The following is a 17397-nucleotide window of genomic DNA, read 5'->3' as shown; positions in this document are numbered from 1 at the left end:
TGCGACCGTTCCGCACCGCTCGAGGTCGTATCCCCTAGCCAGCCCGTACAGGAATCCGGCCGCGTAGAGGTCGCCGGCTCCCGTCGTGTCGACGACCCGCTCGACGGGCGCAGCGGCAACCGTGACCGTATCGACCCCGTTGACGATGACGGAACCTTTTTCGCTGCGGGTGATCACCGCCAGCGGAACGTCATCGCGGATCTGCTCAAGTGCGGCGTCGAAGTCGGAGGTCTCGTACAACGAGCACAATTCCGACTCGTTGGCGAAGACCAGGTCGACGTGGCTGTCGAACAAGGCCCGGAACGCGTCGCGATGCCGATCGACACAGAACCCGTCCGAGAGCGTCAACGCGACCTGTCGTCCTGCCTCGTGGGCGACCGCGGCTGCGTACCTGAATGCCTGCTGCGCCGCGGGCGGGTCGAAGAGATACCCCTCGAGGTAGAGGATCCGCCCGGACCTGATCACCTCGGCGTCCACGTCGGATTCGCAAAACAGGCTCGATGCCCCGAGGTAGGTGTTCATCGTGCGTTGACCATCGCCGGTGACGAGGATCAAACAGCACCCGGTCGCAGGTCCGTCCGTCGCCAACGGCGTCGAATAGCCGACGCCGGCGGCCTTGATGTCGTGGGCGAACACCTCGCCGAGTTGATCGGCGCGCACCCGCCCGAGGTAGTGGGCGGTACCGCCAAGCGAGGCGACTCCCACCGTCGTGTTGGCACCCGAGCCCCCGCTCACCTCGGTGCCGACCCCCATCGCTGAGTAGAGCTCCTCGCGGCGGTCCTCGTCGATCAGATTCATCGACCCCGGGACCAGGCCTTGGGAAGCGACGAATTCGTGGCTTTCGGAGGAGATGACATCGACGAGGGCGTTGCCGATCCCGACAACATCGATCGTGGGTTCACTCATGGCGAGAAGCGTAGTAGGAAGACCTCCATGGACCCGCGGCCGGCCGAGCAACTCGATTCGTTGTTGCGAGCGGCGGACGCCTGGCTCGCAATCGATCCCGACCCGGCGACCCGCGCCGAGCTTCACGCAGTCGTGGAGCGCACGATCCACCATGGCGATGCCTCCGAACTCGACGATCGCCTCTCTGGTCGACTCGGGTTCGGCACCGCAGGTATTCGGGGAACCCTCGGCGCCGGCCCCAACCGGATGAATCGCCTCGTCGTGCGACAGGTCGCGGCTGCCCTCGCGTCGACGCTGCATCGCCACGTTCCCGACCTTGCCGGCCGGTTCGTCCTGATCGGCCGCGATGCCCGCCACCAGTCGGAGGCCTTCGCTCATGACGTCGTCGACGTCTTCGCAGCCGCTGGCATCTCGAGTCGGCTGATCGACGGCTACGCCCCGACGCCGTTGGTGGCGTGGGGTGTACGGCACCTCGGCGCAGTCGCCGGCCTCGTGATCACCGCATCGCACAACCCGCCACAGGACAACGGCATCAAGGTGTACTGGTCCGACGGCGCGCAGATCATCCCGCCGATCGACGGGTGGGTCGGTGCGGCAATCGCCGAGTTCGCGACACGGGATCCACTCGGGGCTCCCACGCCGCCCGAGTTCGCGCCCGCGACACTCGCCGATGCCTACGTCGACATGGTCGGTGCACTCATCGATTCAGGCACACCGCCTGCAGTTCGACGCTCTGAGATGACGATCGCTGCGACGGCACTTCACGGCGTCGGGGCTCACCTGCTCGGCCGCTGTCTTGCAGCAGTCGGGTTCAACGACGTGACCTTCGTCTCCGAACAGGAACTGCCAGACCCGGACTTCACGACCGTCGGGTCCCCGAACCCCGAGGAGCCCGCGGCCACCGAGCGACTCCTCTCCCTCGCCGAACGCATCGATGCGGACGTGGCCCTCGCGCTCGACCCCGACGCCGACCGTCTCGCTGTGGCCATCGCTGATGGCGATCGCCGATTCCGGGTGTTGAGCGGAGACGAGTTGGGTGCGCTGTTGGCCATCGGACTGCTCGAGCGTCGCTCCCCCGAATTTACGGCGCCAGCACTTCTGGTGACCTCCGTGGTGTCGTCGCGGCTGCTCGCAGCGATCGCGGCTGATGCGGGTGCGGAGTTTCGCGAAACACTCACCGGGTTCAAATGGCTGTGTCGGCCGGGAATGGAGCGCCCCGATCTCGATCAGGTGCTCGCGTACGAGGAGGCGATGGGCAATGCGGTCGGCGGCCTCCGCGACAAAGACGGCATCTCCGCGGCGGTGGCGACCTGCGATTTGTTCGCCGGCTGGGCTGGCGACGATCGGTGCCCGCAGCAGATCCTCGATGATCTCGCGCTCCGCTACGGGGCGCACGTGACCCACAACTTCTCGATCCGGCCGACCGGACCCGAGGGCCGCTCTCGTGTCGAGGCGGCGACCCGGTCGCTCATCGCCGATCCGTCGATCGCCTTCGCCGAGGTGGACGTCGCTTCCCACGATCGCCCCGCCCCCGATGTGTTGCGGTGGTTTTTGGCCAACGGCGAGCGAATCGTGATTCGGCCGTCGGGCACCGAGACGAAGCTCAAGTGCTACATCGAGGTGATCGAGCAGGCCGCCGGGCCACACGATGTGCAAGCCGCCCGCACTCGAGGTGAACGCCGCTGCCGGGAACTCGCCGAAGATCTTCGAACCCGACTCGATCCTTAGCGCTGGGCGACAGCCCGACGCCAAGGGGATGAAGGTCAACGTTTCGGCCAACGCCTCACGCTGGTCAACGTTGCTGCAGTTCGAGTGCGAGACCGTACAGATCCCGTTTGGGAACTCCGTGACGGGCCGCAACCTCGGCTGCGGCGCCCTTCGTGCTCATCCCCGATTCCAGCAGTGCCGAAAGCTCTGCGGCCACATCGTCGGCCGTCGCCATCTCCGCCGCGGCTCCTTCCAGGACGACCACATACTCCCCCCGGGGTTCGCGTTCGTCGAGGTGCACTACCGCCTGAGCGAGGGTGCCGCGCCACACCTCCTCGTGGAGCTTGGTGAGCTCCCGAGCGAGCGCAACGCGACGCTCTGGATCGCAGACGTCGACAAGGTCAGCCACGGTTCTGCGCACCCGGTGGGGAGCCTCGTAGAGCACGACGGTACGCGGTTGCGATGCGACGTCGGCGAGGCGGCGCGAACGCTCAGCACCTTTACGCGGAAGGAACCCTTCGAACACGAACCGATCGGTCGCCAGTCCTGAAACGACCAGAGCAGCCAACGATGCTGACGGGCCCGGTATGACTTCGACATCGACCCCGGCGGCGATCGCGGCTCGCACCAGCAGGTAGCCGGGATCCGAAATCGCCGGCATTCCGGCATCGGAGACCAATGCGACCCGCTCGCCACCGGTCGCCGCCGCAACCAAACGGTCGACCACCTCGCGTTCGGTGTGATCGTTGAGCACGACGAAGGGGCGATGGCCGATGCCGAGATGCCGGAGCAGTTGGCCGGTGCGCCTCGTGTCCTCGCACGCGATCAGTGTCGCGTCGGTCAGGGCCTTCACCGCTCGTGAGCTGATGTCGCCGAGGTTTCCGATGGGAGTGGCGACGAGTGAGATCGGGGTCGGGGTCGGGCGGGTCATCGAATACCCAACTCGTCGCCGCAGCAGATTCCCCACTTCTGGAACAGGCCGGCCTCGGCCTCGATCACCCCGGCGGCCCCCCGCACGAACGGGGTGACCCGCCACCGCTTCAGAGTTGCGACCCGAATCACGGCCATGTCCTCGTCGACGAAGGCCACATCGATCGGAAACCGCATCCCGAACGTATGAACCGAGGTGACCTTCGGCAGGTACAGGGCGCCGTCGAATCCGTCGAGACCGATCAGTCCGCGCATACGCGTCCGCCTTGAGTCGGCGATCTCCAGACTCGCCAGGACGTCACCATCTCGTACGAGCCAAGCCACAACGCGAGCCTACCGAAGCCGCCATGCAGCATCCGTGCGCCGATCGGCCGTTGCGCCGGAGTCGCCGTTGCGCCGGAGTCTCAGTGGTCGAGCACCCGTTCGAGGAACTGCCGCGTACGGTCCCGGGTCGGGTTCGCGAAGAACTCCGTCGGCGGCCCCTGTTCGCAGATAACCCCCTGGTCCATGAACACCACGTGGTCCGCAACCTCTCGGGCAAATCCCATCTCGTGGGTCACCACAAGCATCGTCATGCCTTCCGAGGCGAGTTGACGCATCACCGAGAGCACATCGCCGACGAGTTCGGGGTCGAGCGCGCTGGTCGCCTCGTCGAACAGCATCATCTGCGGATTCATCGCAAGTGCCCGGGCGATCGCGACCCGTTGTTGCTGCCCGCCGGAAAGCTGCGAGGGGAACGCCTCGACCTTGTCGGCCAATCCGACCCGTTCCAGCATCTTCGTTGCCACGTCGACGGCTTCGGCGTCGGATCGTTTCAACACCATCTTCTGGGCGAGCGTGACGTTGCCGAGCACGCTGAGATGAGGAAACAGATTGAAATGCTGAAAAACCATGCCGATGCGTTGACGCACCAGGTCGAGGTCGGTGTCGGGGTGTGTGATGTCGACGCCGTCGATCAACACCGATCCGCCCGAAGGCTCTTCCAGCCGGTTCACACAGCGAAGCAGCGTCGATTTACCCGAACCCGACGCGCCGATGATGCACACGACGGTGCCCACCTCGATCGACAGGTCGATGCCCCGAAGCACCTCGTTGTCGCCAAAGGACTTTCGTAGGCCGAGGAGTTGAATCGCCGCGGTCATCGGATCCGCTCGTTTCGCTTCTCGAGGTAGGCGACGAGTCGCGTCAACGGGATGGTAATCATGAGATACATCAGGCCACCCACGAGTAGCGGGGTGTAGTTCCAGCCCTGCCCGGATGCGTCACGCGCGAACTTGGTGATCTCCTTACTGGTCACCGACACGCCGAGAACCGACAGCAGCGAGGTGTCCTTGATCAACAGGACCAGTTCGTTTGTCAACGGTGGAATCACGATGCGAAAGGCTTGAGGCAGTACGACCTTGCGCAAGGTTTGGCCGTGGCTCATCCCCAGCGAACGCGCTGCTTCAATGTGGCCGTTCGGAACCGCCTGAATGCCCGCACGCAGCGTCTCCGCGAGGTAGGCGCCGGCCACCAGCGACAGCCCGATGATGCCTCCCGTCGGCAACCCGAAAATGCTCGGAAACCGGAGACCGAATGCGATCGGCACCGCGAAGCCGACGAGCACGATCGTGAGGAGCGCAGGAAGGCCGCGGAACACCTCGATGTAGACCGCGGCAAACCACCGGTAGGCCCGGATGGAACTGAGTCGCAGCAACGCCATGATCGTGCCCAACACCACGCCACCGATGAACGACGACACGGTGTACAAGACGGTGTTTTTGGCCGCGATCGTGACGATTTCCGGGAACTGATCGATGAACTTCTCCGTGTTCAAGAAGCTCGTCGACAACTTGTCCCAGTCGGCCGCGAGGCCGACGATCACCAAGATGGCCACCCCGAGCGCGTACGCGGCCAAGCGGCGTCGGGTGGAGGCGACGCGTTTGCGTCGTCCGGACCGGTAGATCTCCGGCTCGCCGAAATGCGCGCCGTGAGGGCTGGGGTCGGTCATGGTGATCGTCGGCTCTGCCTGCTCGTCAGAAGGCACGTGACCTCCGAAAGAACATCAGTCCTTCTTCACCAGCAACGACTGGTCGGCGTCGAAGTACGGCTCGGTGAAGTCGACTTCCTGCTCACGCTCCTCGGTGATGGTGACCGATGAGGCCACAACGTCGCAGGTTCCAGACGCCAGGTTGCCGAGAATGCCGTCGAAGGGCACCGCAAGGATCTCAAGATTCGCGTCGATCTTGACGGCCATCGCGTCCAACAGTTCGATGTCGAAGCCGGTGTAGTTCAGACCGCGTGGTCCGTCGCCTTCGAACTCCATCGGCTCGTAGGGGATGTCGGAGCACACCTTGAGCGTCCGCGACCCTTCGACGTCGGAGTCCTCGGCCCCCGGCCCGGCGTTGCCGTCCTCGGGGAACCACTTGTTGAAGATCAGGTCGTAGGTTCCGTCGTCGCGAACCTCAGCGAGTGCACCGTCGAGTTCCGCCTTCAGTTCCGAGCCGGTCTCGACCGCGAAGCCGTACTGTTCGTCGGTCTTGTAGGTCTCGACGACCTGGAGGGAGGAATCCTGGATGGTCCGGTAGGCGTTGACCGGGAAGTCCTGAAGGATCGCGTCGATCTCACCCGATTCCATCGCTCCGAACAGCCCGACGGTGTCGTCGAACGCCACAACCTCAGCGTCGCTCGGGGCGTGCTCGTTCGCGTAGGACTCACCGGTGGTGCCGGACTGCACACCGATCTTCTTCCCCGCGAGGTCTGCCAGCATGCTGATCGTCGAGGACCCAGCACCGCTGGTGTCCTGCGAGTTCGAGCCGGAGGCGTCATCATCGCTGCTGCAACCCGTCGCGGCGGCGAGCAGGGCTGCGGCGGCGAGTGCAGCAGCGGCGGAACGGAAACGGGCGGAACGTGCCATCAGATGATCTCCTCATTGGCGGTTGCTCGGAAACACATTGGCCCGAAGGTTAGAGTCTCGGCCGACCTGCAGGACGCCTCAGCGATTTTGACCGCTCCGGAGCGAGGGTCGCCGCCCGCAGGTTCAGACCGCTCACACGTTGAAGCGGAACTCCATCACGTCGCCATCCGCCACGACGTAGTCCTTGCCCTCAAGACGGACCTTGCCGAGTTCCTTCGCCTTGGCCCACGACCCCGCGGCGATGAGTTCGTCATAGGAAATCGTCTCGGCCCTGATGAAGCCGCGTTCGAAATCGGTGTGGATGACACCGGCCGCCTGCGGCGCCTTGGCCCCGGCTCGGAAGGTCCACGCGCGGGTCTCCTTCTCGCCGGTTGTGAGATACGTGCGCAACCCCAACATCTGGTAGGCGGCGCGCAGGAAGCGGGCGAGGGCACCGTCGCCAAGACCGAGGGCCTCGAGCATCTCGGCCCGTTCCTCGGCGTCCAAGAGCACGGCCTCGGCCTCGAGTTGGATGCACGCACCGACGACCTCGGCCCCGCCCATGGCCTCGCGAACGGGGGCCACGATGGATTCGACATCGGCGAGTTGGCCCTCGTCGATGTTGACCACCGCCATCGCCGCCTTGTTGGTGAGCAGGAAATACGGCCGAAGCAATGCACGGGTGTCGTCGTCGAGTTCACTGCGGTACAGAGCGACGCCGCTTTGCAGCACCTCGATGGCCTGTTGCATCGCGGCGACCTCGTCGAGGATGGATTTGTCGCCCTTTGCCGCCTTGCGCCGCTTGTCGACCTGCTTTTCCAGCGTCTCGAGATCGGCATAGATCAGCTCGGTTTCCAAGATGTCGAGTTGTTCGAGCGGATCGTGACTGCCGGGAACGTCGTCGTCGACAAACGCTCGCAGGACGAACACGATGGCGTCGACCTCACGGATGTGCGCCAGGAACCGGTTGCCGAGCCCTTCGCCCTGGGCAGCGCCTTTGACGAGGCCGGCGATGTCGACGAATTGCACCGATGCGTGCACCAGCGTCTTGGTTTTCGACATCTCGCCGAGGGCTTCCACCCGAGGGTCGGGCACCTTGGCGACGCCGACGTTCGGGTCGACGGTGGCGAATGCGTACGGAGCCGCAAGCGCTCCGCCACCCGATAGTGCGTTGTACAGCGACGACTTCCCCGCGTTCGGAAGCCCAACAAACCCGAATCGTTCCATGGTGTCGAATACGCTACCCGGGCACCGCCGCGCGCCACGACCCGAGGAATCCTTCGAAGCCTCTCAGCGCGGACCGCACCAGACCGATGTTTGAACCGACAAACTACTCGCCGACGCCGGAAGGGAACCATGGATGACTTGATTCGAACGCTGATGGTCGTCGCGGCCTACCTTGCCGGGCTCTCGGGGCTCGCGCTCGTCGTCACGTCGTTCTTCGAGAGCGGTCGACGCCTGGTGGCGAGCCTCATCGGTGGCCAGGAGATGGCCTTTGCCTGGGCGGCGGCCATCCTCATGTCCGCGTCAAGCCTCGCGCTCAGCGAGGTCTTCCATTACAACCCCTGTCGCTGGTGCTGGTTTCAGCGGGTGCTCGCCTACCCGAACGTGGTCGTGCTCGGGTGGGGATGGTTCCGCAAGGATCGCAACTCATGGGCTCCGGCGCTCACGCTCGCCGGACTCGGCCTGCTCACCTCGGGATGGCACATGTTGATCGACTACGGCGTCATCTCCGAAGGCACCTCGTGTGACCCTTACAACCCGTGCACCACACGGTGGAAGGGGTTCCTCAGCGACTACAACACCATTCAGTTGTGCGCGTTCATGTGCTTCTTGTTCATCATCGGGCTCGGTCTGCACGCGTTGCGGAACCGACCCACGACCATCGCCCCGGAGGGCACCACCAGTGGCTAAGAAACCGAACATCCAATACGGCTCCCCCAACGGCGGAGTCCAGCCGAGCACCGGAAACTCCAAGCCCAAGGGCGTCATCATCGCCGTCGGCGCGGCCATCGCCGTGGCGCTCATCGCGATCATCGTGTTCGCCGTCCAGGACGGCGGCGGCGAGGGCGTGAACAACACCGCCTTCCAGCCGGTGACCATCACCGGCGAATCACTGCCCGCGCTGTCCGACTCGGGGGCCGACCCTGCCATCGGAATGACGATTCCGACCATCGTCGGCAAGGACTTCGATGGCAACACCGTCGAGCTGAAGCCTGGCGAACCCACCGTCGTCGTGATCATGGCGCACTGGTGTGCCCACTGCCAACAGGAGATCCCGAGCATCGTGAAGTGGACCAACGCCGGCGACCTCAGCTCCGACGTCAAGGTTGTCGGCATCTCCACGGCGGTCAACGAGTCCAACGGCAACTTCCCACCGGCGTCCTGGCTTCAACGCGAAGCCTGGACCTTTCCGACCATCGCCGATTCGAAACGAAACGAATCCCTCGGAGCCCTCGGGGTCAGCGGGTATCCGACGATGATCGCGGTGCGAGCCGACGGCACCGTTGGCTTGCGCATGTCGGGAGAGCAACCTTTGTCCGCCGCACAGCAGCTTTGGGCGGCGGCTCTGGGTGAGGAGCCCTCGACGACCGACACCATCGCCCCGGGACCGTCGAGCGACGCGACCGAAGACCTCCCCGATGAGGTGGCGACCACCACGACGGCCCCATGATGCCGATGGATCCGGCGACGCCCGAACCGACCCCATGGGCTTCGCCGGATCCGCCGAGTCCTCCTCCGCAAGGCTCTGAGACGCCACCAAAGCGGCGCGGGGGAATCTACCTCGCTGCGGCTGCGGCCCTGCTCGCAGTGGCCATTGCCGCCATCGCGGTCAACTCCTCAGACGATGCGGCCGGCCAACGGTCGACCCCTCAGCCGCCGGCAACCGACCTTCCTCGTAGCACCATCGTCGCCTCCGATGTCGCCGCTCAACCGGCGACGATTTCGGGAGACGCACTGCCCACCGACCTCGGCGAATCGAGCGATCCCGCGCTCGGCCGACCCCTTCCCCGGGTCGAGGGCCGGTCGTTTGACGAAGCACCGGTCGCGGTCGGCAATGCCGACGTCGACGGTGCCGGTGATCCGAGCGCCGCGGAACCGACGGTCGTGGTGGTCATGGCGCACTGGTGCCCGCATTGCCAGGCAGAAATCCCCCGGATTGTCGACGCCTACAGCCGCGGGGAACTCCCCCTCGGGGTGCGCGTCGTCGGCGTGGCGACGGCGAACGATCCCCTCCGTGGGAACTTTCCACCGGCGGCTTGGTTGCGCCGCGAGTCGTGGCCGTTCGCAACGATGGTCGACGACGAGGACGGGTCGGTCTCCCACGCACTCGGGGTGACGGGGTTCCCCACGCTCATCGCGGTCGATGCCGACGGGAAGGTCGCGTTGCGCGCTTCGGGCGAACAGACCCGCGAGGAGCTCATCGGACTCTGGACCGCAGCACTCGGGGCGATCGCCGACTGACGGCTCTGTCGGCCAGCGTCGCTGGGCGGCGAGGCCGGCGGACCGGCGGACCGGGTCAGCCGACCTCGTTGCGCAGCTGGTTCACCGCTGCGTTCATCGCATCGGCCAGGCAGCCGACGCCGTTGGCTGCGAGGTGAAACCCGTCGAAGAGGAACGCCTTGTCGCAACGCTGCATCCACCAGGTCGCCGGGATGGTGGAGATGCCGCGACCGGCACCAGCCTGCGCTTGAAGGCGTTCGGCCTCGATCGCCGCGAGGAACTCGCGCTCATTCGTCGGGGGGTGATGCGCCACGATGTACGTGTGGGCCCCTTGGGACTGGGCGATATCGAACAGCGACGTGATCGCGCCGAGATAGCGGGCCTCGCCCTCGGGGGTGACGAACTCGGGAAACAGCACCGATTGGATGATCACGACGTCCGGATCGAACGTGGCCACCGCATAGGACAGCTGGTCATTCCACGGCGCCAGCCCAGGCCACGGTGCGATCGGATTGCTGCCCGGTCCCCCGATCACCCGAACATCGATCCCGCTGGGGTTCATCCGCTGTTGGAGGTCACCGTGGATGGTCGGCGAGGTTCCAAACAGCCCGAAGGACAGCGAGTCGCCGAGGACGAGAACGCGGCGCACCGGCGTCGCCCGTCCGGTGGAGGGCACGTCGGGGATGCAGGCGGTCGTGAGCAGCGCCACGGCTGCGACGAGCACGGTCGCCGGCACTGCGAATCGGTTCGGGGACCTGTGAGTTCGGGGAGCCATCATGGCGGGCAACGCTAGGCGAGGCCGCGACCTACCATGGCGCGGTGGGTCAGGACCAAGGCCGAAGCTCCCCTCGTTGGCGAGCGTTGAACGCGTTGCAACAGGCGCTGTACTACCTCGATCGTTCAGCGGCCCCGGGCCAGAAAGTTCGAGCGTTCATGCGCGCCGCACAGGTCATCTCCGCGCTCGACGAGGCCGAACTCGACCGGCTGGTCGCCGCCGGCACGATCACATCGCTGCCGGGCATCGGTTCGTCCACCGGCGCCGTCGTCGCCGACGCCGTGGCCGGCCGGAGCGGCGGCTACCTCGATCGACTCGATCAAACGACCCGCGTCGAGGCCGCCGAGGGAGCCGAGCTGCGGCGACGGCTGCGTGGAGATTGCCATTCGCACAGCACCTGGTCCGACGGCTCGGCCCCGGTCGACCTCATGGCACGCAGCGCACAGTCGCTCGGCCACGATTACCTCGTCGTCACCGACCACTCTCCTCGCCTCACCATCGCCCACGGGCTGTCGGCCGAACGCCTCGGGGAGCAACGCCGCGAAATCGACGAACTCAACGCCCGCTTCGACTCCGAGGCCAGCGCCCGCGGCCACGCTGCGTTCCGCGTCCTACGCGGCAGCGAGGTCGACATCCTCACCGACGGCACCCTCGACCTCGACGATTCGGTCCTGGGCGAGCTCGACGTCGTCGTCGCATCGGTGCATTCGAAGCTCCGCATGCCCCACGATGAGATGACCGCACGACTGATCAAAGCGGTGTCCAACCCTCACGTCGACATTCTCGGCCATTGCACCGGCCGCCAGATCAGCGGAACTCCCCGCGCTCCGTCGACCTTCGATGCCGCCGCGGTCTTTCGCGCCTGCGCCGAACACAACACCGCGGTCGAACTCAACTGTCGGCCGGAACGCCAGGATCCGCCCGACGAGTTGTTGTCCGTTGCCCTCGATGCCGGTTGCCGGTTCGTGATCGACACCGACGCCCACGCACCCGGGCAGCTCGAATGGCTGGCCTCCGGCTGCGACAAGGCCGCGCGCCACGCGATCGATCCGACGCGAATCCTCAACACCTATGGCGTCGAGGAACTGCTGGCCTCGCTCGGCTGAACCTGCGAACCGACCGGGTCGTGTCCCGGGCGGATGAGGGTCGAGCGGGCGATGATCGCGTTCGCCACCGCCTCGTCCGCCTCGGTCGGCCGGGCGACGTCGATCGAGCGTGGCCAGAGTCTCCGTGAGGACACCGATGCGACCTCCGACGCGTACAAGAACACCTGCACCTGAAGGAAGATCCACGACAACAATCCGATGACGACCGCGAAGGTGCCATAGGTCTTGTCGGCGTTGGACACGAGCCGTGCCGTGTACCAGCCGCCGATCGACTGAAGTGCGGTCCACCCGATGCCGCCGACCACGGCAGCCCATTTCAAGTCGCCGAATTCGATTCGGCGCTCGACCATCACGCGGGTGAGCATCGCCATCATCGCCGCATTGATCACGAACGCCCCGACGATGCCGGCCGGAGCCGCCCATGAGCCGAAGATGGCCGCGACCGACGAAGCGGCGGTGGCGGCGACGATGCCGACGCCGATCACGGCGAGTACGAGCAGTCCCTGCAGCCGCTTGCGCAAAAAGCCGGGCTGTTTGGATCTCGCCACGTCCCACACCGTGTTGAGCGCGTCCTGGGCAACCTGGGTGGCTCCGAGCCCCGACCACAACGCCAACGCCAAACCGATGACGAGTGCCAGCCCGTTGCCGGTGATCGTGTCGGCCGACACCCCGGGAAGCGGGAGGCGTTCGGAGATCGTGTCGGCGATCCGTTCCTGGAGTTCGGGGTTGCCCTCCAGGACGAAGCCGAGGATGGTGAACGCTACCATCAACAGCGGAAACAGCGAGAAGAACGTGTAATAGGTGATCAACGCCGACAGATTCGATCCCTTGTCGTCTCCGTACTTCTTCACCACCGCAAGGGGGAACCCGATCAGCGGAGTGCGCCGCTGAAGGTCATCAACGCGCTCCCGCACCTGTTCAACCGACCAGCCCATCGCTGCCCCCCGATTCGTCGTCGCCAGCGAACACGCTGCGCCAATGCTAAGCCCTAACGTCGCCCCCGCAGACAACCCGCAGACCCCTCTCTGCGCGGCTTTGGCGCCGCGGCGCATTGACGCTAGGGTTGTCCCCTATGTCGAAGCGGACCAGCAAGAAGAAGGCCAACACCCGTCGCAAGAAGGCGAATCACGGCCGCAAGCCCAACCAGGGCCGCAACTCCTGATCAAACCTCACCGGTCGGGCTCCCGCTGCCCGTCGAGGGTCGCGGACCTGGCACGGCATAGATCAGCGGCGCGGTAACGAACGACGACGCGACTTTGATGACGATGTTCGCGGCCACGATCTCCACGATGACCGCCGCGGGAAACGTTCCGGCGAACGCGATCGTCGCGAAGATGACCGAGTCGAGCGGAACCGACACCGCGTTGGAGGTCAACACCCGACCGATCTGAGCGCGCTGGCCGAACCGGTCGGTGTAGCGCTGATAGATCTCGGTGTCCGCGAGTTCGGCAACCAACTGAGCGACCAGCGACGCAACGACGATTCGCCACGCCGAGTTGAGCACCTCGCCGAAGGCCTCCTGCGAACCGACCGCCATGTCCGGCGGCAGCGCTGCGGCCACCCAGAAGGCTGCGACCATGGCGACATTCAGCGCCACGGTGGTGTAGATCGCCGTCGTCGCGGCGCGCTTTCCCCCGACCTTGTGGATCAGGTCGCGGATGGTGAACGTCAGCGGATAGGTCAGGGTGCCGGCGTCGACGGCCCAACCGAAGATCGACACCGCGCGTATCGACATGACGTTCGCGATCAGGCTCGCCGCGGCGTAGACGCTCACCAACACGATGAGCCACACGACACGCTGGTCCACGGGGTCGACGTCTCTCGATCGTGGCGCGCTCGGTACCGTCATCAGATCCACGCGGCAACGCTACCCGCTGGGCCACACTGGCCCAGTGAACCAGCGCCCCGGACCATCACTGATCGAACTCGACCTGCCGGGTTGGCCCACGACTTGGAGCGACCTCGGATTCGTCGTGGTCGACGATCGGATCACGCTCGACAACCTGGTTCTTGTCGTTGGTTCCCCGGAACCGCGGTTGGCCCTCGATCCGGTTCCCGACGGGGTCGGCGACTGGTTGGGCCTGCCGGTGCGCCCGATCTCTGGCCAACGGCACGGCGGTCAGACCAGCGCTGACGAGGCCGGCACGACGAGCGCCACATCGGCGACAACGGCGACGCCGAATCGAATCACGGGCGTCGACCACATCGTGATCATGACCCCCGAGGAGCGCTCCACGGTCGAGTCGATCGCCATGCTGGGATGGGAGATCCGTCGCGAGCGTCTCTCCACGATCGCGGGCGTCGATGCCGTGCAGCGTTTCGTGTGGGCTGGTGCGGTGCTGTTGGAGATCGTCACGCCGGTCGCGCGGAACCAAGAATCCGATGAGGAACCAGTCGCGGCTCAGGTCTGGGGCGTGTCGTTCGCGTCGAGCGATCTCGATGAAACGGTGTCGTTCCTGGGACCGAGGAGTGGACCGCCGCGGGCAGCGGTTCAGCCCGGGCGCAGAATCGCCACCTTGCAGCGCGGCGTCGTCGACCACCGCCTCCATGTCGCCATCATGACGGCGCGAGCCTGACGGCACGGCATCTTCGGTCTCCTTAAGGCTCCGCTGACCGATTCAATGGGAGGCTGATGAGGTTTTGAGGGATTTGCTTGCATTTCGGGCGGGAACTCGGGCTAAACTGTCATACGGCGTGGTAACTCTCGCGTCAGGGGCGCCGGTGCGGCCGGCCGAATCTGGAGGAAATGACAGTGAGAACAAAGCGATGGAAGACACTGTTCATCGGCGGCCTCGCAGCGACGTCGCTGATTGCGGCTTCGTGCACGAGCGAGACACCCTCGACAGGTCGTACGTTCAAGGCGACCAAGACCACGGTTAACAGCGTCAATGACGTCTGGAATCCACTTTGCGTTCTCAGCCCGAACGGTGCCACCGGTGATGAGGTCAAGGTGCTCAATATCGGGTTCCGCGTCAAGATGGGCGTCCCCGGCTCGGCATCCTCCCACGTCGCGGTCGGTGCCAACCCGTGGCCCGGGGCGGCCGATTGCGGACCCGGCACCGGAGGCACCTACACCTACACCGGCGCCCAGCAGGCGGCGGTGACCTTCAACAACATTTCCGCTCCCGACGTCTTGCACCTGGTGCAGGGCGCTCCACTTGAGATCACCGGCGTGTGGGCCTGGAAGCTTGAAGACGACGGCATGCTCGCGGCCGACCTCACCGGTGCCGCGAACACCGTCGCTGCGGCCCTCACCTCGACGCTGAACGCGACCGTGGCTGCCGGGTCGGTCCCCTCCGACGCGAACGCGATCGTCCAGACGGTGCTCGACGCGATCATGAGCGCGAACTTCTTCAACCTGTTCGGCGCCGCCCTGGGCAACATCTCGGCCTTCGCCGATGATGCGATGGGTTCGGGCATGTACATCGGCATCGGATCGAGCGGCACCCTGGCCAACATCATCGACTCGACCGCCGGCCAGATTCAGTTCCCCGCAATCCAGCTTCCGGTGATGGTCGTTCCGCCGGACATCGGTGGCGGCGCCATCTTCTCGACGAAGGACAACAAGACCTTCGTCAACGACGCGACCAACGGTGGCATCAGCGGCAACCACACCACCACCTACACGTGGTCAGCATCCTGATCATGTAAATGAGTGACGAGAGCCCGGGGCATCCGCCCCGGGCTCTCGTCGTTTTGGCCGGGAGTCCCGGACACCACTCCCACCACGTCACGGCTCCCACCCGGCACTGTTTGGCCTCGATGTTACCGACCGGTAACATCGAGGCCATGTCAGAGTACCGGGCACCCATCAAGGACGCGCTGTTCACCCTCCGCCACATCGGCCAGATCGATGACCTCGCGGCGACCGAGCGCTTCTCCCACGTCGATACCGAAACCGTGCAGTCCGTGCTGGAGGAGCACGGCCGATTCATGCAGGAGGTCTTCGCTCCGTTGAATCGTCTCGGCGACACCGAGGGCGTCTCCCTCAACGACGGTGTCGTCTCCCACCCCGCCGGCTTCAAGGAGGCCTACGACAAGTTCGTCGCAGCGGGGTGGCAGGGGCTCAACGCCGAGGTGGAATACGGCGGTGCGGGATTCCCCGAGGCGGTTTTCGCCATCACCGGAGAGTTCATGATCGCCGCCAACGGCGCATTTTCGATGGCGCCGGGGCTCACCACGGGTGCCATCGAATGCCTCCAGCATTGGGGCACAGAGGAGCAGAAAGAGACCTACCTGCAAAGGATGGTCACCGGCGAATGGGCCGGCACCATGAACCTCACCGAGCCCCAGGCCGGCTCCGACGTGGGTCTCGCCACCACCAAGGCCGAACCCCAGGGAGACGGAACCTTCAAGATCTCCGGCACCAAGATCTTCATCTCCTTCGGCGAACACGAACTCACCGAGAACATCATCCATCTCGTGCTGGCACGTCTTCCCGGAGCACCGGCGGGGACGAAGGGCATCTCGTTGTTCCTGGTCCCCAAGTTCCTCGTGAACGAGGACGGCTCCCTCGGCGAACGCAACGATGTCACCTGTGTGTCGCTCGAGCACAAGCTCGGCATTCACGCGTCACCCACCTGCGTGCTGAGCTTCGGCGATAACGGCGGTGCCATCGGTTACCTCGTCGGCCAGGAGAACCAGGGGATGCGCGCCATGTTCACCTTCATGAACAGCGCTCGTATCGCCGTCGGAATCCAGGGAATCGGGCTCGGCGACGCCGCGTACCAAAAGGCGCTGCAATACTCGACCGAACGCAAGCAGGGTAAGGAGATCGGCGGCGCGTCGGCCGAACCAGCGAACATCATCGTGCACCCCGACGTTCGGCGGATGCTGTTGACGATGCGTAGCCAGGTCGAAGCCATGCGTGCCCTCGCGGTGTACAACGGCCTCGCCATCGACCTTTCCCGTTCGTTGTCCGACGAGGCCGAGCGCACCGAGTGGTCCGAAATCGCCGAATTGCTGACCCCGGTCACCAAGGCGTGGTGCACCGACGTCGGCATGGACGTCACCTCCACCGCCATCCAGATCTACGGCGGCATGGGCTTCATCGAGGAATCCGGAGTCGCACAGCATTTCCGCGACATGAGAATCGCCCCGATCTACGAGGGGACCAACGGAATTCAGGCGATGGATCTCGTCGGGCGCAAGCTGCCGATGCGCATGGGCGGCGTCGTCAACGACCATTTCGCCCGGATCGACGCAACGATCGCCGATCTCGAGGCAGATGCCTCGCTCGCCGCGCTCGCCACGCCGTTGCGCGACGCCCTCGGCGTGCTGCGCGAGACCACCAACTGGATTTTCGAAAATGGTCTCGGCGATCCCAAACAAGCGCTCGCCGGCGCAACCCCGTACCTCACCATGTTCGGGATCGTCACGGGCGGATGGTTGTCGGCTCGACTCGCACTCGGAGCCTCGGCCGATCTTGCGGCCGGCGCGGACGACGAGGCCTACCTCCGTGCCCGCATGACGAGCGCGAGATTCTTCATCGAACAACTCGTCCCTCGCGCAGCCGGACTCAAGGCATCGGTGACCGCCGGCGCCTCGGTCCTCTACGAGGTGGACGCAGCGATGCTCGCGACGCGCTGAAGCAGCAGCATTTGCGGCGATGGCGGACGGGGCGACCCGTCCGCCATCGCCGTTTTCGGCGCTAT

18 protein-coding genes (1 of these 18 only partly in view) are annotated in these 17397 nt (G+C 65.4%); 8 read left to right on the top strand and 10 right to left on the bottom strand.

The genetic code is table 11. The features are described from left to right. On the bottom strand, positions 1–906 hold the 5' portion of the coding sequence (locus M9952_06115) for an adenosine kinase (protein MCO5312500.1). Its footprint begins 81 nt before the window's first position; the window shows 906 of its 987 coding nt (coding positions 1–906); it begins with the start codon at positions 904–906; the stop codon falls past the left edge of the window. A gap of 27 nt (positions 907–933) precedes the next feature. On the opposite strand from M9952_06115, the gene M9952_06110 reads away from it, so the two are divergent. Beyond that, positions 934–2634, top strand: coding sequence for a phospho-sugar mutase (locus M9952_06110; GenBank protein ID MCO5312499.1), 1701 nt, complete (start codon positions 934–936; stop codon positions 2632–2634). Positions 2635–2698: 64 nt separating this feature from the next. Here the strand turns inward: M9952_06110 and rsmI are convergent, their stop codons facing one another. The 6 genes from rsmI to ychF form a co-directional block, all read right to left on the bottom strand. Continuing rightward, positions 2699–3544 (bottom strand): 16S rRNA (cytidine(1402)-2'-O)-methyltransferase, encoded by an 846-nt coding sequence (rsmI, locus tag M9952_06105; GenBank protein ID MCO5312498.1) that lies wholly within the window; start codon positions 3542–3544, stop codon positions 2699–2701. After that, positions 3541–3798 carry a DUF192 domain-containing protein gene (locus M9952_06100; GenBank protein ID MCO5312497.1) on the bottom strand — a complete coding sequence of 86 codons (258 nt, stop codon included), beginning with the start codon at positions 3796–3798 and terminating at the stop codon, positions 3541–3543. Before M9952_06100 ends, rsmI begins: the two co-directional genes overlap by 4 nt. A 149-nt stretch (positions 3799–3947) precedes the next feature. Continuing rightward, positions 3948–4685 carry an amino acid ABC transporter ATP-binding protein gene (locus tag M9952_06095; GenBank protein ID MCO5312496.1) on the bottom strand — a complete coding sequence of 246 codons (738 nt, stop codon included), beginning with the start codon at positions 4683–4685 and terminating at the stop codon, positions 3948–3950. Then, positions 4682–5569, bottom strand: coding sequence for an amino acid ABC transporter permease (locus M9952_06090; GenBank protein MCO5312495.1), 888 nt, complete (start codon positions 5567–5569; stop codon positions 4682–4684). Before M9952_06090 ends, M9952_06095 begins: the two co-directional genes overlap by 4 nt. Positions 5570–5587: 18 nt before the next feature. After that, entirely contained in the window at positions 5588–6439 is an 852-nt protein-coding gene (locus M9952_06085) for a transporter substrate-binding domain-containing protein (GenBank protein ID MCO5312494.1), read from the bottom strand. Between the two features lie 132 nt (positions 6440–6571). Next, positions 6572–7645: a redox-regulated ATPase YchF gene (gene ychF, locus M9952_06080; protein ID MCO5312493.1), complete on the bottom strand. Its 1074-nt coding sequence runs from the start codon at positions 7643–7645 to the stop codon at positions 6572–6574. Positions 7646–7774: 129 nt separating this feature from the next. Between ychF and M9952_06075 the strand changes: the two genes are divergently transcribed. From M9952_06075 to M9952_06065, 3 genes are read left to right on the top strand one after another with little or no spacing between them, the layout of a single operon-like run. After that, a complete protein-coding gene (locus tag M9952_06075; protein ID MCO5312492.1) occupies positions 7775–8332 on the top strand; it encodes a disulfide bond formation protein B in 558 nt (185 codons plus the stop codon). Further along, positions 8325–9092 (top strand): TlpA family protein disulfide reductase, encoded by a 768-nt coding sequence (locus M9952_06070; protein MCO5312491.1) that lies wholly within the window; start codon positions 8325–8327, stop codon positions 9090–9092. The genes M9952_06075 and M9952_06070 overlap by 8 nt, the downstream gene beginning before the upstream one ends. Positions 9093–9097: 5 nt before the next feature. Continuing rightward, positions 9098–9883 (top strand): redoxin family protein, encoded by a 786-nt coding sequence (locus M9952_06065; protein ID MCO5312490.1) that lies wholly within the window; start codon positions 9098–9100, stop codon positions 9881–9883. 55 nt (positions 9884–9938) lie between these two features. Here M9952_06065 and M9952_06060 read toward each other — a convergent pair whose 3' ends face one another. Further along, positions 9939–10640, bottom strand: coding sequence for a hypothetical protein (locus M9952_06060; protein MCO5312489.1), 702 nt, complete (start codon positions 10638–10640; stop codon positions 9939–9941). 41 nt (positions 10641–10681) lie between these two features. On the opposite strand from M9952_06060, the gene M9952_06055 reads away from it, so the two are divergent. Further along, positions 10682–11743 carry a PHP domain-containing protein gene (locus M9952_06055; GenBank protein MCO5312488.1) on the top strand — a complete coding sequence of 354 codons (1062 nt, stop codon included), beginning with the start codon at positions 10682–10684 and terminating at the stop codon, positions 11741–11743. Here M9952_06055 and M9952_06050 read toward each other — a convergent pair. Both M9952_06050 and M9952_06045 read right to left on the bottom strand, forming a co-directional pair. Beyond that, positions 11707–12678: a YihY/virulence factor BrkB family protein gene (locus M9952_06050; GenBank protein ID MCO5312487.1), complete on the bottom strand. Its 972-nt coding sequence runs from the start codon at positions 12676–12678 to the stop codon at positions 11707–11709. The two genes, M9952_06055 and M9952_06050, sit on opposite strands and share 37 nt — an antisense overlap. 227 nt (positions 12679–12905) lie before the next feature. Further along, positions 12906–13592, bottom strand: a complete 687-nt coding sequence (locus tag M9952_06045) for a queuosine precursor transporter (GenBank protein MCO5312486.1) — start codon at positions 13590–13592, stop codon at positions 12906–12908. Positions 13593–13635: 43 nt separating this feature from the next. Here M9952_06045 and M9952_06040 point away from each other — a divergent pair, with 43 nt between their 5' ends. The 3 genes from M9952_06040 (at position 13636) to M9952_06030 (ending at position 17332) form a co-directional block, all read left to right on the top strand. Next, positions 13636–14319, top strand: coding sequence for a hypothetical protein (locus M9952_06040; protein ID MCO5312485.1), 684 nt, complete (start codon positions 13636–13638; stop codon positions 14317–14319). Positions 14320–14495: 176 nt separating this feature from the next. Beyond that, a complete protein-coding gene (locus tag M9952_06035) occupies positions 14496–15386 on the top strand; it encodes a hypothetical protein (GenBank protein MCO5312484.1) in 891 nt (296 codons plus the stop codon). A 146-nt stretch (positions 15387–15532) separates the two neighbouring features. Then, a complete protein-coding gene (locus tag M9952_06030; GenBank protein ID MCO5312483.1) occupies positions 15533–17332 on the top strand; it encodes an acyl-CoA dehydrogenase in 1800 nt (599 codons plus the stop codon). Positions 17333–17397 lie beyond the last annotated feature (65 nt).

It is taken from the genome of Microthrixaceae bacterium, from assembly GCA_023957975.1.
GTDB lineage: Bacteria > Actinomycetota > Acidimicrobiia > Acidimicrobiales > Microtrichaceae > JAMLGM01.
This window is presented reverse-complemented; position numbering and strand designations above follow the sequence as displayed.